We start from the raw sequence: 15,315 nt of genomic DNA, 5'->3' as shown, positions 1-15,315 counted from the left end.
GTGCACGTGAAGAAGCCGCGCTAGCCGACCCCATAAATCTGAATATCGGAGACACAGTCATGAAACAGCGTGATCTGAAGATTGCGATTGTCGGCGCCGGCATTGGCGGCCTCACGCTTGCGCTCGCGCTGCGCGAGCACGGCATCGACGCACAACTTTTCGAGCAGACCGACGAACTGCGCGAAGTCGGCGCGGCCGTCGCGCTTTCGGCCAACGCCACGCGCTTTTACGAGCGCATGGGCCTGCGCCCGGCCTTCGAAAAAGTATGCGCGGAAGTGCCGGGACTCGTGTATCGCGACGGACGCAGCGGCGATGTGATCGGCCACCATCGCGGCGCGCCCGACTATCGCGGGCAATTCGGCGGCTCGTACTGGGGCGTGCATCGCGCCGACCTGCAGGCGGTGCTGTCGAGTGCGGTCGGGCTCGAGCACATCAAGCTCAGCCATCGGCTCGTCGATCTCGTGCAGCATGCCGATCGCGTGAGCCTGACGTTCGCGAACGGTGAGCGCGTGGACGCCGATCTCGTGATCGGCGCCGATGGCGCGCGCTCGATCACGCGGCGCTGGATGCTGGGCTACGACGATGCGCTGTATTCGGGCTGCTCGGGCTTTCGCGGCGTGGTGCCGGCCGGTCGCATGGACCTGCTGCCCGATCCCGAGACCATCCAGTTCTGGGTCGGGCCGGGCGGCCATCTGCTGCACTATCCGATTGGCGACAAAGGCGATCAGAACTTCCTGCTCGTGGAGCGCCACCCTTCGCCGTGGCCGTCGCGCGAGTGGGTCATGCCCGCCGAGGAAGGCGAGCAATTGCGCCTTTTCAAGGACTGGCACCCCGCCGTCGTGCAGATGATCACCGCCGTGCCGATCAGCCAGCGCTGGGGCCTCTTTCACCGTCCGCCGCTTGGCCGCTGGAGCAAGGGCCGCATCACGCTGATCGGCGACGCCGCGCATGCGCTCGTGCCGCACCACGGCCAGGGCGCGAACCAGTCGATCGAAGACGCCGTGGTATTGGCCGACCAGTTGGCGAAGGCAGGGCCCGGCAACTGGCGCGAGGCGCAGGAGGCCTACGAGCGCCTGCGCCGGGGCCGCACGCGCAAGGTGCAGTACGCTTCGATCACCACGGCGGACGTGCTGCATCTGCCCGATGGTCCCGCCGCCGAGGCGCGCAACGCCAGGCTCGGCTCGCGTGCAGGCGTGCTGAATCATCTGGACTGGATCCATGATTTCGACGCGCTGGCGCAGGAGCCGAACGACCGGCAGGGCGGCACCTGGCTTTGAGGCGGTGCGCAAGCTGCGCAGTTAATGATCCGTTAATCTCGGCGCACTAGAATCGCCGGTTTAAACTGACCATTTCCGCCCAAGGAGCGCCCATGCAACTCACCGCCGACTCGCGCTACGACCTCGTCGCGCGTCTCTTGCACTGGCTCGTCGTCGCACTCGTGGCGGCGCAGTTCGTGATCGGCTGGACCATGCCCGACGTGCACCGCGACACGCGCCCCGTTGGCGAGATCGCGTGGCATCTGGGCGTCGGCACGGTGCTCCTTGCCGCGATGGCCTGCCGTCTGGTCTGGCGCGCGACCCATCGTCCGCCGCCCGACGACCAGACGCCGTTCATGCGCGCCGTGGCGGCCCTCACCCATCTCGGCCTTTACGCCCTGCTGATTGCGGTGCCCGTGCTCGGTTGGATCAACGCGTCGTCGCGCGCGTGGGAAGTCACGCTGTTCGGCGCCATCCCCCTGCCTGCGCTCTCCACTGCGGGTTCGTCGTTCGGGCACGCCATGGGCGACGTTCACAGCGTGCTCGCATGGGTGCTGTTCGGGCTCATCTGCCTGCATGTGGCCGCGGCGCTCTTCCATCGTTTCGTGCTCAACGATCGCGTGCTGCAGCGCATGAAGCTTTAGCCCTGATTGGCCGTTCAGTGATGCCGCGGCGCATCCGGCTCGGTCACGAAGCCAACCTTCGCGAGTCCTGCGGCGCTTACGGCCGAGAGCAGCTTCGCGACTCGCTCATACGGCGTGGCGCGATCGGCCGAGAGCCGGATTTCCGGCTGCGGCGTGAGCCGCGCCGCGGCAGCGAGCCGCGCAGACAGCCCTGACTCCTCGACTGGCTGCGCGTTCCAGCTCATGTGGCCGAGCGCATCCACGACGATATCGACGTGCGGCGCGGCCAGATTCTCGCGCTGACTGCTCGCGTGCGGCAAAGCCAGCTTCGTGGCATGGTGCAGAACCGGCAATGTCACCATGAAGATGACGAGCAGCACGAGCATCACGTCGATCAGCGGCGTCATGTTGATGTCAGCCCCTGGCAGCGCTTCGTCGTCCAGGTCGCGGTCGTCGTTCATACCCGCTCCTTCAATGTTGCCGTCGGCATGGGCGCGCTACCCGTGAGCAACAGCGCGTGCAAGCCGTAAGCGAAGCGGTTGAGCTGCGCGGCGATATCGCGCGACACACGCGCGAGCGTGTGATAGCCAAGCACGGCCGGAATCGCCACGCACAGACCGAACGCCGTCATGACGAGCGCCTCGCCAACGGGCCCCGCGACATGTTCGAGACTGGCGTCGCCATTCGCGCCGAGTGCCAGCAGCGCATGGTAGATGCCCCACACCGTGCCCAGCAGGCCGACAAACGGCGCCGTGCTGCCAATCGATGCAAGCAGACCGAGTCCGCGCTGAAGACGCGCGGAACTGTCGCTCACAGAAGCCCTGAGACTGCGCAGCAGCCAGTCGCTCAAGTCGACGCGCCCCCGGTGTGCGGCGCCGCTCGCCTCGTGATGCGCCAGCGCGCGCTGGCCCGCGCTAGCCAACTCGAAGAACGGCGTGCCGGGGCGGCCCTCGATCCCATCGCCGGCCGAGCCGCTTTCCCAGACGCTTCTTTGCGCGGCGCCTGCGTGGCGGCGCAGACGCGCGAACTCGAACGCCTTCAGTACGATCACCGACCATGACACGACCGACATCGCCGCGAGCAGCGCCGCGACGAAGCGCGTCATCGGATCGCCCTGAGCCCACAGGTGCGTGATTCCATAAGCTGGCATGAGGTCCTCCGTTTCATTCGCTGAGGGTGAACGCAAACGGCACGTCGGCGCGTGCCGGCGCCGGTTTGCCGTCCTCCACATACGGCTGGCAGCGGCTCGCGAGCGCCGCGGCGCGCGCCGCTTCGTCAAGCCTCGCGAAGCCGCTGGTCGTCGCTATGCGCGCGGCGACTACGTGGCCGTCCGCAGCGGTATCGAGTTCGATGACGGCGGTCCCCGCCTCTGCTCGGCGCAAGGACTGCGCGGGATAGTCGGGTTTCGTGAGCGCGCAATCGAGGTGGGCGACGTGGCGGGGCGCGTCGGCGACGGGCGCCTGGGCGGCCGGCGTGGGTTGCGGTTGCGGCGCGGCTATACGATCCGTTGGCATCGCGGCTTCGGGTGCGGTGTGTATCTCCGGTCGTACCGCTGGCGCTGGCGTCGTGCGGCTGACCTCTTGCGCATGCACTCGCGTCGCTACACGCGTTCGAGCAGGTGGCACAGCGACATTTCGGATTGCTTCATGAATTGACGGGCTCGGGAATGGCGTTGGCGCAGGCGCTTCGCTCTTTTGCGGCAACGACGGCATCGGCGCGATCAGCACCGCGTCTACGACCCTCATGCGCGCCCGCACGTCATGTGACACCGGCGCCTCCCACCGCACTATCGCAATCAGCACGGCATGCAGCGCAAGCACAGCCGCGACCACGCCCGCGATCGCGGCGCGCCGCCCAAACGTCGGGTGGGCGAACGCCATACTCTCGCCACGATCGAAGCGTGCAACGACCGACGTCATGTCGATTCTCCACTCAAAGCGCGAGCGAGTTCTGCTTGCTGCGGAACACGATTGGCCGCTCGTCGTCGCGCGTTGGCCGTCTTGCGATTTGCACGGCTTGCACGATGCGCTCGTGATGCGGCGACTTCGCACACACCGGGTCGGCCGCGGCGGCATCGCCAGTCAGCATGTAAGCCTGACAGCGGCAGCCGCCATGATCGGCGTGACGCTCGTCGCAACTGCGGCAGGGTTCGCGCATCCAGCCGTCGCCACGAAACGCGTTGAACGCTTCGCTCTCGTACCATATTTTTCGCAAATGCACGTCGCGCACGTTCGGCAATACGAGGCCCGGCAGCGAACGCGCCGCGTGACAAGGCAAGGCTGCGCCGTCTGGCGCCACGCCGAGAAACACGCGCCCCCAGCCGCTCATGCATGCTTTTGGCCGTTGCTCGAAGTAGTCGGGCACAACGAACAGAATGCGACACCGCTCGCCGACGCGTGCGCGATACCGGTTCACGGTCTCCTCGGCTTCGCGAAGCTGCTCGGCGGTGGGCATCAGTTGATCGCGGTTCAGCATGGCCCAGCCGTAATACTGCGTGTTCGCAAGTTCCAGATAATCGGCGCCCAGTTCGAGCGCCATGTCGATGATCTGCGCGATATGCGGCAGGTTGAAACGATGCAGCACGCAGTTGAGCACCATGGGATAGCCATGCGCCTTCACGAGCCGCGCGACGTTGCGCTTGAGTTCGAACGTGCGCGTGTTCGTCAGAAAGTCGTTGAGTTCGCGCGTGGAATCCTGCATCGACACCTGAATATGATCGAGCCCGGCCGCCTTGAGCCGTTCGATGCGCTCGACGTTCAGGCCGATGCCGGACGTAATCAGGTTCGTATAGAAGCCAAGCTGCCGTGCATGCCCGACGAGCGTTTCCAGATCGTCGCGCAACAGCGGCTCGCCGCCGGAAAAGCCAATTTGTGCCGCGCCCAGTTCGCGCGCGGCGCTGATGGTCGCGCGCCATGCTTCGGTGTCGAGTTCTTCGCCATGCCGCGCGAAGTCCACCGGGTTGTAGCAGAACGCGCAATGCAACGGGCAGCGATAGGTCAACTCGGCGAGCAGCCAGAGCGGCCTGGGCAGGAGAGCGGTATCGGTCGTCATGTCAGTCGAGCCAGCCGCGCAGCCGCGCGTGATCGAGAAAGCGATAGACGTCCGGCGCCAGCTCGGAGGTGCTGAACAGGCGCTCCAGCTCGCCAATGATCTCGTCGAGTTCGTGCGCGCCGTCACAACGCACGAGTATTTCACCCGCGCTCGAATTGAGCTGCACCATCCCTTCGGGATAGAGCAGCACATACGCGTCCTGGGCCGCCTCCCATTGCAAGCGGTACATGCCGCGCAAACGCGGGCGCAGCGGCACGCCGCTGCCTGCATCGGGCATTATCGGGTTCATAGGGGCCATGCCTTTTCGACCGCATCGAGGATCGACCAGAGAATATCGAGCTTGAACTGCAGGATCCCGACGGCACGCTGCTGTTCGGCGGCCGAGCGGAAATGGCTCAGCGTCACTTCGAGCCCGTGTTCGACATCGCGTTGCGCGAGCGGCACGCGGCTGCGGAAATACTGAAGGCCTTGCGGCTCGATCCACGGGTAATGCGACGGCCAGCCCGCGAGCCGGTCGAGGTGAATTTGCGGCGCGAACATCTCCGTGAGCGACGAGCACACCGCTTCCTGCCATGGCGCGCGCCGCGCGAAATTCACATACGCGTCGACTGCGAAGCGCACGCCTGGCAACACAAGCCGTTGCGACCACATCGTTTCGCGATCGACGCCAACGGCTTCGCCCAAGCGCACCCAGGCTTCAATGCCGCCTTCGTTCTCGCCTTGCCCGTCGTGGTCGATGAGACGCTGGATCCAGCGGCGACGCGTTGCGCGGTCGCCGCAGTTCGAAAGGATCGCCGCGTCCTTGAGCGGAATGTTGATCTGGTAATAAAAGCGGTTCGCGACCCACCCGCGAATTTGCGCGGGAGAGCAGCGCCCGCCGTTGAGCATGCGGTTGAATGGATGATGAATGTGATAGCGTGATTCGAGTGCACGCAGGCGCGCTTCGAATTCATTCGTAGTCCATGGTATTTCGCGCGTGTCCGGTAACATGAGAGGTGCGTTCATCGTCATACCTCAAATTGCATGCCGTCGTGGGCCACGTCGATACCGTGTGCACGCAGTTGCGCGTGTTCGACGGAATGCGGGTCGAGAATCGGGTTCGTGTTGTTGATATGCGTAAGCACTTTGCGCGTGGCGCGCGGTAAGGTGTCGAGCCAGTCGATCATGCCAGGCCGGCCGCCGGCGCCGCGCTGCGCGAGATGACCCATGTCCGCAGCGTATTTCGTCGAGAAACCGAGGTCGATCATCTCGGTGGTGGTCCAGAACGTGCCGTCTACGAGCACAAGGTCGGCGCGGCGCATGGTGCCGAGTACATCGGTATTCACCTGTGCGAGACCCGGCGCGTAGAACGCCCGCGTGCCCGCTTCGATGTCCTCGATCAGGAGGGCCACGTTATCCCCCGGCGCGGATGCCTCGCGGCGAGGCGAATAAGGCGGCGGTTTGCTCTCCACGGGCAGCGCGGTAAAGCGTAGCCCGGCGCAAGCAGCCATGGTGAACGGCTCGCCTGGCGCGACCGTATGCGCCTCTACGCCGCAGTAATGCCCAAGCAACGGCACGAGCGGCAAGCCGCTCGACAGATCGTCGAGCACGGGCGCACACGCATAGAGTGGCAACGGCGACGTGCGTTCACGCAGCATCAGCAGGCCCGTGACATGGTCGATCTGCGCGTCGGTCAACACAACGGCCGCGATCGCGCTATCGCGCATTGCGCGCGCGGGTTGCAGGTCGGGATGCGCGCGCAACTGCGCGAGCAGATCCGGCGACGCGTTGACGAGCACCCAGTCCACGCCGTTGCCGCTCACCGTAATCGACGACTGCGTGCGCGGCAGCAGGTCTGCACCAGATTGCCTCGCACGGCGGCAGTTCGCGCAGTTGCAGTTCCATTGCGGCAGGCCGCCGCCCGCGCCTGAACCCAGTATTCTGATCTTCATGATCGTTCTCGCTGCATGCCGCCCACTCGGCCTTCATGGCTGAGCGGACGGCACACTGCCGTGCGCTCAGCGGTTGGCGATATACATCGTGATTTCGAAGCCGAAACGCAGGTCGGTATAAGCGGGGGTCGTCCACTGCATGACATGTCTCCTTGTTTGAGATTGAGTCGCAATACCGCATCGAATGTGCGGCCAGTCTCTTCAAAGCAAGGGACATGCCGGTGCGAGCCAGCGCTCGTCCGATGCAGCCAATGCTGCACGCGTGGCGAAGGGTGTTGCGTTTCGGAACACGGGTGCTACAGGATGCAACACCCGTGGGACAGAGGACGAGAAAGGCAGTGACCTGGCGGCGCGCCGCGAATTGGCGCTTCAGGCGTCGCCCGACCCGCGGCCTGGATCGGCGCAAGGCATCTTGCGATAGATGGTGTTGCGCGACACGCCCAACGCCCGCGCCGCAGCCGAAACGTTGCCGCCATGGCGCGCCAGCGTGGCCGCAATGGTCGAAGCCGTCACGTCTTCTAGGCGTGCGTCCTCCAGCACCGAAACGTCCGCAAACGCGGGCGCCGCGGCCAAAGCGTGCGGCTCGCCGCGGCAGCGCAAATCGTCGAAGAAGTCATCGGGCAGATGCTCGCGGCGAATCTGGCCGTCGTCGTCGACCATGGCGGCGGCGGTACGCAGCAGGTTGCCGAGTTGCCGGAAGTTGCCCGGCCACGCACAGCGCTCGAACAGCGCCATTACGTCCGGCGCGACGCTGAGCGGCAGCCGGTTCGTACGTCCGTGCGATTCGCGGTGCAGGAGCTTCTGGATCACGACTGCGAGATCCGTGCGGTCGCGCAGCGGCGGCAAGCGGACCACGAGGCCATTAAGCCGGTAATACAGGTCCTCGCGAAAGCGGTTCTGCGCGATCATCTCGCGCAAATCGCGGTGCGTGGCGCAAATGATCGCGACATCAACGGGAATGGTCTTCGTCGAGCCGAGCGGATTGACCATGCGCTCCTGCAGCACGCGCAAGAGGCGCACTTGCAGTGGGTACGGCATGTCGCCGATCTCGTCGAGAAACAGCGTGCCGCCATTTGCCTGCAACAGCTTGCCCGCCGAACCCTTGCGCCGCGCGCCGGTAAACGCGCCCTCCTCGTAGCCGAACAGCTCCGATTCGATCAGCGATTCCGGAATCGACGCACAATTCACGGCCACGAACGGCCGGTCGCGGCGAGGCGAGTCGTTGTGAATGGCCTGCGCGAGCAACTCCTTGCCCGTGCCGGTTTCGCCGGTGACGAGAACCGGAATGTCCTTGCCGATCACCTTGCGCACCTTCGCGATCACGAGCGCCACCTGCGGGTCGCCCGTGTCGAGGTAGCTCAGGCGCGAGAGCCCCATGGAAGGCGGCTGCGCCATCGCGCAGGCAGATGGCTGCGAAAGCGCGTCGTGCACCACGACAGGCCGGGCGCCTTCGGCCAGCGTTGCGCGCCTGAACTGCACGCGCGCGCAAACCACCGCCCCGTTGACCAGATTGAGCATGAGGTGCGACTCCAGGCCCGAGCGCATCCGGTCGATGAGTTGCGCGCTCGTGGTCTGGAACAGCGACGACAGCGTATGGGCCCGCAGTGCGGCGAGCGAGAGGCCGAGCTGGAACTGCGCGCTGCGGTTGGCCGAAAGAAAACGCCCGTCGCTCGTGAACGCGATGATGCCCTCCATGAGCGTGCCGAGAAATTCCGGGCGGCCATGAAACGAGACCTGCAGCGTCTCCTGAAAAGTCGTCGCAAATAAGTGATTCTCAATCATCTGCACGGACATGCGCGCAAGCGCCATGGTGTGCTGGTGATAGCTGCGATGGTCACCCGTTACGTCGAGCACGCCGATCACGTCGCCGTACGGGTCGAAGATCGGCACGCTCGAGCAGGTGAGGAAACGGTTCGCCGCGAGGTAATGCTGATCGCCATGCACGACCATGGCACAGCGCTCGGCGAGCGCGGTGCCGATTGCGTTGGTGCCCTGGCGGTCCTCGGCCCAGTTGGCGCCGGGCCGCAGCGCGACCTTCTCGGCGCGCTGGAGAAAATCGTCGTCGCCGATCGAATGCAGGATCAGGCCTTCTGCATTGGTCAGCACGATCATGCTTTGCGTGTTGACGATCTGCTCGTGCAGCGTTTCCATTACGGGCGTGGCGTGCATGCACAGCACGCGGTTCTGCTCGCGCTTCAACTCGAGCCCCGCGCCTGAAAGCACGTCGTAATCGGGTCTCGCCGTTGCGCGCAGACCGAATGTCTCCGACCGTTCGTGCGCCTTCTGAATCGATGGCGCGGGCCAGCCATTGCACACCGGGACCGCTTGCCCCGCGGCCATATGAACGTCGTCGCGCATACTCTCCTCCACGATTGGCCGGTGCCTTGCCGGACACTTCAGTATTTCTCGGTGTCCTCTATTAGCAAGCTCCGGGCCATCCGGCCATCGAATCGAGCTGGCCGGTTTGCGCCGAACGCGCACGCGACGCGCAACACGCTGTGTAAGCGAACCGTATGCAAAGCTGCCTGCGTCGATCAAAACGCGTGGTGCAGCGATTCGCCATCCTGTGTATTACCGCAAATGGTCCGCGTGGAGGAATGCGGACTCACCCCGATGCGCGCTTCGGTCGCGGCGTTCAATCCCAGGCGTAATGAAGGCCCACCCAAAAACCGCGCGGTGCGCCTGGTCCGACGAATTGCTCGTTCACGGGGTTCGCGCCATCGAACGTGTGGCCGGAGCCGTTGAAGAAGTTCTGACCCAGTACGCCGAAGCTCGCGTAGCGCTTGTCGAACAGATTCGTCACGCTCGCGTAGATCTCCAGCCGTTTTGTGACGCGATAGCGCGTGTCGAGATCCACGAGCAGATAACCCGCGATTTTTCCATTGGAATCCTGATTGTTTTCGTCGCCTTGCGCATACACGCCGCTGCGCCACGTGATGTTGGTGCCGATGTTCCATTGTGCCGTGGCCGCGTAGTCGAGCCGCAGCTTGACGGCATGCGCCGGAATGCCTGGCACATGGTCGCCAGGCCGCACCGTCACGACGCCGTTCGCATCCGCCGACGAGTTCGCGGGACTTTGCTCGGTCCATGTCGAGCGGTAGGTCGCATCCACATAGCTGTAGTTCAGACCGATGCCAACGGGGCCGAACGTCGTGTGCCCCGCCAGTTCGACACCCTGGCGGCGGGTTTTGCCGACGTTCTGAAAATAGCCCTGCGTGCTGCCTGCTGCGCTCACGAACTCGATGTCGTTGGAAAGCGTGGTGCTGAATGCGGCGGCGCTCCACGTGGTCTGCGCACCGATACGACCGCGCGCACCTGCCTCGAACGTCTTCGATACCACGGGCTGCAGCGCCGGATCGGCCACGAAGTCGTTCGGCAACGAGCACGGCGCGGCGGGGTCCGCGCATGCAAGCTCGATTGCGGTGGGTGCGCGCATGCCTTCGTTATAGGTCGCGTAGAAGGTAACGGTGGGCAGCGGATTCCAGTTGAGCCCCACGGCCGGATTGAAGCGCGAGAACGTGTGGTAACCGTCGAGCAGCGGTTGCACGCCGCTTTCGTCGGCAATGCGCGCGCTCGCCCAGTCGTAGCGTCCTGAAAGCGTGAGCGTCCATTGCGGCGTGAACGTGAGCGTCTCATTCAGATAGACGCCATAGTTCGCGTTGCGCGTTTTCGCATCGGTCTGCTGAACGAAATTGCCGATGCCGACTGTCGCGCGGTCGGGGGTGAAGGAGGCGTCCTGCGAAGACGAGACGTAATGCGAGTTCGCGAAATCCGCCGCTACGCCGGCAACGAGCTGGCTTCCCATGCCGCCCAGCTTGCCGAGCAGCGTGAGCTGCAGGCTCGCGCCGAAGCTGTCGGTCGTGACAACGGAGTCGACGTTCGTGCCCTCCAGCGTGTCGACGTTTCCGTCCTGGTCGATCGAGCCGTAGTCGGTGTTGTTGTTGCTGCTCACGTTCTCGTTGCGCAGATGCCGATAGTAAGCATTGCCACTCAGTTCCACATTGTCGTTGAAGAAGTGCTCGCCCGAGAGCGTGAGGTAGCCCACGCTGTTGCGGTTCAGGTCCGGAAATGTATAGGCCTGCTTCGGGTTGTCGAGAAACGAGCGCGGAATGGTCTGGCTGCCGTACAACTGGTTGTCCGCGCCGCCGCCCGACATCGACAGCGTCGTATCGTCATCGGTGTAACGCAACTTGCCGAATGCCTGGCGCACGCGGCTCGCATTATGCTCGGCCCAGCCATTGTCGTTCGTTACATTCGCGTTCGCATAGTAGTCGATGTGCTGCCCGAGCGTGCCGCCCTGCTCGAACTGCGCGCTCTTGCGCCCCCATGAGCCGCCCGAGAAGTCGATGTCGCCGCCGGGACTCGTGCGCCCGTTCTTCGTCGTAATCGCTATCGCTCCACCCAGCGTGTTCAGACCGTAGACAGGATTCGAGCCTGGAATGAGCTGGATCTTGTCGATCGCGCCGGTCGGTATCAGGTCCCAGTTCACGACGTCGCCAAACGGCTCGTTCACGCGCACGCCGTCGACGAACACCGACAATCCCTGAGGGGTGCCGAGCACCGGCGAAGCCGTGAAGCCGCGATAGGTCAGGTTCATCTGGAAGGGATTGCCCTGGGCATCGGTCACGCTCACACCTGGCAGATTCGCGGCGAGAAAGTCGGTCAGCGTTTCGCGGTGCTGTACCGCGATGTCCTGCGCACTCACGGTCTGCACATTGGCCGGCACCTTTGCGAGCGGCGTGCCGATGCCGAGCAGCGGCGTTGTGCCGACCACCACGACCGCGGGCAGCAGGGTCGGGCTCGACGTTACGCTCGCCGCGTTTTCATCCGCGCTTATATTCCCTGCGTTCTGCGCTTGCGCGCCGGCAAGCCCAGGCGTACCGAGTGCGACGCTCAACCCAAGCGCCGCATACATGCGCCTCGCGCTGCCTCGGCTCACGCCCGCCACCTTCTCTGGGATCAACTTTCGTCTCCATCTGTTTTCTGCGCTCAGACCCGCTCAACGCCGAAGCGCCGGGTACAGACCGATGCGCACACAACCGTCTCCTCTTTGCCGGAATCTAGCCAGGAACGTGCCAGCCCGGTTGCAGGCAGCCTTCTCCGTGCTGCGCTTGTGCCTCGGCACGCGCGCTACCGTGCAGCGCCCGCTGCCGCGAATGCCCCACTGTCACGTTCGCCAACACTTTTCGCCTCGGCCTGTACCGGAATGCAACACATCGGCCCCATGCGGGGCACCTCGCCGGCGCGCCGGTCAACGGGCTGGATCGCCTTGTGCGCAACGCTTCGCGGCGAATGGCATACGACTTGCAAGAACGGCTGCGCACCCGGACCGGCCTCATCCCTCGCTCATCCAGCCTGACCGCTTCCCGGCCGTGCATCGACAAATATTCAGGAGACGAAGATGAAGAGACGCTCGGCTGCGGCAAGCCGGCTTGCGACCTGCGCAATGGCCATCGCGGCGGCGATGTCCCTGAACGCGGGCCCAGTGGACGCCGCCTCGGACTATCCGCCCGTGACCTATGACCGCCTGACCCGCGCGCAAAGCGATCCAGGCTGGCTCACGTACTACCGCAGCTACAACGGCCAGTCGCATTCGCCGCTCAAGCAAATCGACGCGTCGAACGTCGGCGAGTTGAAACAGGCGTGGAGCTACCAGTTTCCCGCCGAGTTGAAGCAGGGCTTCGAGGCGACGCCGATCATCAATGGCGACTATCTATTCGTCAGCACGCCGAAAGATAACGTCTACGCATTCGACGCGAAGACAGGCACGCAAATCTGGAAATACGAGCCGAAGCTGGGCGCCGAATCGTTCAAGACGGCGTGCTGCGACGTGGTGAACCGCGGCGTGGCGCTCTACGGGAAGAACGTCTATATCGCCATGCTAAGCGGCGAAATCGCCGCGCTCGACGCGAAGACCGGCAATGTGGTCTGGAAAAAGCAGATGTTCGAACCGGGCCTTGGCTACGCGTTCTCGCTCGCGCCGCTCGCACTCGACGGCTCGATTGTCGTAGGCACCTCGGGCGGCGAGTACGGCATACGCGGCTACATCGCTGCGTTGAACCCCGACGACGGCGCGATCGTGTGGAAGCGCTACACCATTCCGGACTCCGGCGAAAAAGGCTCGGAGACCTGGCCCGACGGCATGCAGGCGCACGGCGGCGGCGCCGCGTGGCTCACCGGCACCTACGACGCCGCGAGCCGCACGCTCTACTGGGGCGTGGGCAACCCCGGCCCGTGGCTCGCCGCGCTGCGCCCCGGCGATAATCTGTACTCCGATTCGCTTCTCGCGCTCGACCCGAAGAACGGCAAGCTCAAATGGCATTACCAGTACACGAGCAACGACACGTGGGACTATGACGGCGTCAATACGCCGATCCTCGCGAACATCCAGTACAAGGGCAAGGATTACGACGCCATCATTCACGCAGACCGCAACGGCTTCTTCCACGCAATCGACCGGCAAACGGGCAAGCTGATCTACGCGGAGCCGTTCGTCAAGGCGACCTCGGTAACAGGCTACACGGACGAAGGCAGGCCGGTACAGGACCCGTCGAAGTATCCGAAAGCCGGCACGACCATCGACACTTGCCCGAGCTTTCTGGGCGGCAAGAACTGGTGGTCGGTGTCCTACGATCCGGATCGGCACATTGCCGTGGTGCCCGCGCTGCATGCGTGCATGAGCCTCTCGGGCAAATCCGTGAGCTACATGGAAGGCTTGCCCTATCTCGGCGAAGGCTTCGAAATCAAGCCCGAACCGGGCAGTGAAGGTTATGGCGAGTTGCAGGCCATCGACGTGAACACCGGCAAGAAGCTCTGGGGCCACTGGAGCAAGATGCCCTGGAACGGCGGCGTGGCGACGACGGCGAGCGGTCTCGCGTTCAGCGGCTCGCTCGACGGCCATCTCTACGCGTTCGACGTCGCCACCGGCAAGGTGCTCTGGGAAAGCCCGCAACTTGCGAGCGGCATCATTGCGCAGCCTTCCGTGTTCGAAGTCGACGGCAAGGAATACGTAGCCGTGCTCGCCGGCTACGGCGGCGCCAATCCGATCTGGGGCGGCCCGATGGCCGATGTGGCGAAAGATGTCCCGCGCGGCGGCACGCTCTACGTGTTCGCACTCGAGCGCGGCTGACCCGACGCGGAACTACGCTCCCGCTTTTCGCCGCACGCGCAAGCCACCCGCGCGTGCGTGCGGCCCCGACTTCACTGGAACGCACGATCATGAACATCCGGATCACCTATCTCGCCGTGGCCGCCGCGCTCGCGGCAGGCGGCGCGCACACCGGCGCGCATGCGGCGGCGAACGCTGTGCGTGTTTGCACGCTGCCGGGCAGCCCCACCGCTGCGCTCGACCAGGCCGTCGCGCGCGCCGTGCTGAAAACCGCCGGCGTGACCGCAACGTTCGTCACGCGCGGCATCGACGACGACGGCGGCGACGACGGCATCTCGGCACATGAGCTAGCCAGCGCGCTGGGCCGCGACTGCGACCTCGTTGCCGGTTTCCCGCGCTCGAGCGTCGCCGACGCATCGGGCTCGCAGATGATCTTTTCGCAAGGCTATCTGCGCTCGGGCTATGTGAGCGTCACGTTACGCCACCCGCCCGCCGCAGCGGCGGCTGCCGACAGCAAGGAGACGGTCGCCGCGACCTGGTCCAGCCCGTCGCAGCTCATCGCCGTGCAGCAGAAGAACGCGCGCTTCGACCTGGAAAATACCTCCGAACTGACGGTCGATGCGGTCGCAAAAGGACGCGCACAGCGCGCAATCGTCTGGTATCCGGCAGTCGTGGCTTACGAGCATGCGCATCCGCAGCAGCAATTCGCGGTTGCGGCGACAGCCTCGCCGTACGCCGACTGGCATCTCGTGTTCGCATCGGGCTCCGGCATGCGAGCGCTGCAAACACGCATAGACGATGCGCTCGCGCGCATGAACGGCGACGGCCGCCTCGCCGCACTCACGCGCGGCTGGACACTGCCGGAAGGCGCTGCTAGCGAGGCGCATTCGAATGCGGCCTCGCTCGACGGCACGAAGGCGTCGTATCGGCGTGCCGCCATGCACACGGCTGGCGCTTTCATCAAGGTCTCGGCAACCACTGGCGGCAACGCGCCCGAATTCGACCACGAGCAGGTCGAGCACGGCCAACATATTTATTCGGAATCCTGTGCAAAGTGTCACGGCGCGCAACTCGAAGGCATTACCGCGCCCGCGCTGAGCGGCCCGGCCTTCGCCCCGACGGCGAATTCGCATCTGACGATAGGCGGCATTTACCAATACATGTCGACCAACATGCCAGCCGACCGCCCGGGCAAGATGACCGATCAGGAATACGCAGATTTGATGGCCTACCTGCTCTACACGAACGGCTACGACGCAGGCAACACGAAGCTCACCTCCGAAACCGCGCAATCGTCGACCACCCCGCTCAACGCCGGCCCGCGCCACTAACCCCACTCAGGAAAC

At 64.8% G+C, this 15,315-nt stretch carries 14 protein-coding genes; 4 read left to right on the top strand and 10 right to left on the bottom strand.

Annotation, left to right across the window (positions count from 1 at the left end):
* Positions 1-59 precede the first annotated feature (59 nt).
* The gene (locus U5A65_RS04805; RefSeq protein WP_321945623.1) at positions 60-1,277 is read left to right on the top strand and encodes an FAD-dependent monooxygenase; all 1,218 of its coding nucleotides are present in this window, start codon (positions 60-62) and stop codon (positions 1,275-1,277) included.
* 92 nt (positions 1,278-1,369) lie between these two features.
* Entirely contained in the window at positions 1,370-1,900 is a 531-nt protein-coding gene (locus U5A65_RS04800; protein ID WP_321945622.1) for a cytochrome b, read from the top strand.
* Positions 1,901-1,914: 14 nt separating this feature from the next.
* Here the strand turns inward: U5A65_RS04800 and U5A65_RS04795 are convergent, their stop codons facing one another.
* From U5A65_RS04795 to U5A65_RS04750, 10 genes are all read right to left on the bottom strand, one after another.
* Positions 1,915-2,340, bottom strand: a complete 426-nt coding sequence (locus U5A65_RS04795) for a biopolymer transporter ExbD (protein WP_321934758.1) — start codon at positions 2,338-2,340, stop codon at positions 1,915-1,917.
* Positions 2,337-3,029: a MotA/TolQ/ExbB proton channel family protein gene (locus U5A65_RS04790; protein ID WP_321945621.1), complete on the bottom strand. Its 693-nt coding sequence runs from the start codon at positions 3,027-3,029 to the stop codon at positions 2,337-2,339. The genes U5A65_RS04795 and U5A65_RS04790 overlap by 4 nt, the downstream gene beginning before the upstream one ends.
* Positions 3,030-3,042: 13 nt before the next feature.
* Positions 3,043-3,393: a TonB family protein gene (locus tag U5A65_RS04785; RefSeq protein ID WP_321934756.1), complete on the bottom strand. Its 351-nt coding sequence runs from the start codon at positions 3,391-3,393 to the stop codon at positions 3,043-3,045.
* 418 nt (positions 3,394-3,811) lie between these two features.
* Positions 3,812-4,930 carry a pyrroloquinoline quinone biosynthesis protein PqqE gene (gene pqqE / locus U5A65_RS04780; protein ID WP_321945620.1) on the bottom strand — a complete coding sequence of 373 codons (1,119 nt, stop codon included), beginning with the start codon at positions 4,928-4,930 and terminating at the stop codon, positions 3,812-3,814.
* Position 4,931: 1 nt separating this feature from the next.
* Entirely contained in the window at positions 4,932-5,219 is a 288-nt protein-coding gene (pqqD, locus tag U5A65_RS04775) for a pyrroloquinoline quinone biosynthesis peptide chaperone PqqD (protein ID WP_321911932.1), read from the bottom strand.
* Positions 5,216-5,935 (bottom strand): pyrroloquinoline-quinone synthase PqqC, encoded by a 720-nt coding sequence (gene pqqC, locus U5A65_RS04770; protein WP_321945619.1) that lies wholly within the window; start codon positions 5,933-5,935, stop codon positions 5,216-5,218. The genes pqqD and pqqC overlap by 4 nt, the downstream gene beginning before the upstream one ends.
* Before the next feature lie 2 nt (positions 5,936-5,937).
* On the bottom strand, positions 5,938-6,861 hold the full coding sequence (gene pqqB / locus U5A65_RS04765) for a pyrroloquinoline quinone biosynthesis protein PqqB (protein WP_321945618.1): 924 nt from the start codon (positions 6,859-6,861) through the stop codon (positions 5,938-5,940).
* Between the two features lie 66 nt (positions 6,862-6,927).
* Positions 6,928-7,002: a pyrroloquinoline quinone precursor peptide PqqA gene (pqqA, locus tag U5A65_RS04760; RefSeq protein ID WP_006410019.1), complete on the bottom strand. Its 75-nt coding sequence runs from the start codon at positions 7,000-7,002 to the stop codon at positions 6,928-6,930.
* Between the two features lie 228 nt (positions 7,003-7,230).
* Positions 7,231-9,219: a sigma-54-dependent Fis family transcriptional regulator gene (locus U5A65_RS04755; protein ID WP_321911938.1), complete on the bottom strand. Its 1,989-nt coding sequence runs from the start codon at positions 9,217-9,219 to the stop codon at positions 7,231-7,233.
* A 277-nt stretch (positions 9,220-9,496) separates the two neighbouring features.
* Complete coding sequence (locus U5A65_RS04750; RefSeq protein WP_321945890.1) at positions 9,497-11,776, bottom strand: TonB-dependent receptor; 2,280 nt, start codon at positions 11,774-11,776, stop codon at positions 9,497-9,499.
* Positions 11,777-12,262: 486 nt separating this feature from the next.
* Between U5A65_RS04750 and U5A65_RS04745 the strand changes: the two genes are divergently transcribed.
* Together U5A65_RS04745 and U5A65_RS04740 are read left to right on the top strand one after the other, a co-directional pair.
* Positions 12,263-13,990, top strand: coding sequence for a methanol/ethanol family PQQ-dependent dehydrogenase (locus tag U5A65_RS04745; RefSeq protein ID WP_321945617.1), 1,728 nt, complete (start codon positions 12,263-12,265; stop codon positions 13,988-13,990).
* An 89-nt stretch (positions 13,991-14,079) separates the two neighbouring features.
* Complete coding sequence (locus tag U5A65_RS04740) at positions 14,080-15,300, top strand: c-type cytochrome (protein WP_321934748.1); 1,221 nt, start codon at positions 14,080-14,082, stop codon at positions 15,298-15,300.
* The last annotated feature ends 15 nt before the right edge of the window (positions 15,301-15,315 follow it).

The sequence above is a fragment of the Paraburkholderia sp. J10-1 genome (genome assembly GCF_905220165.1).
Lineage (GTDB): Bacteria > Pseudomonadota > Gammaproteobacteria > Burkholderiales > Burkholderiaceae > Paraburkholderia.
The sequence above is the reverse complement of the archived record's forward strand: the minus strand, read 5'-3'. Positions and strand labels throughout refer to the sequence as shown.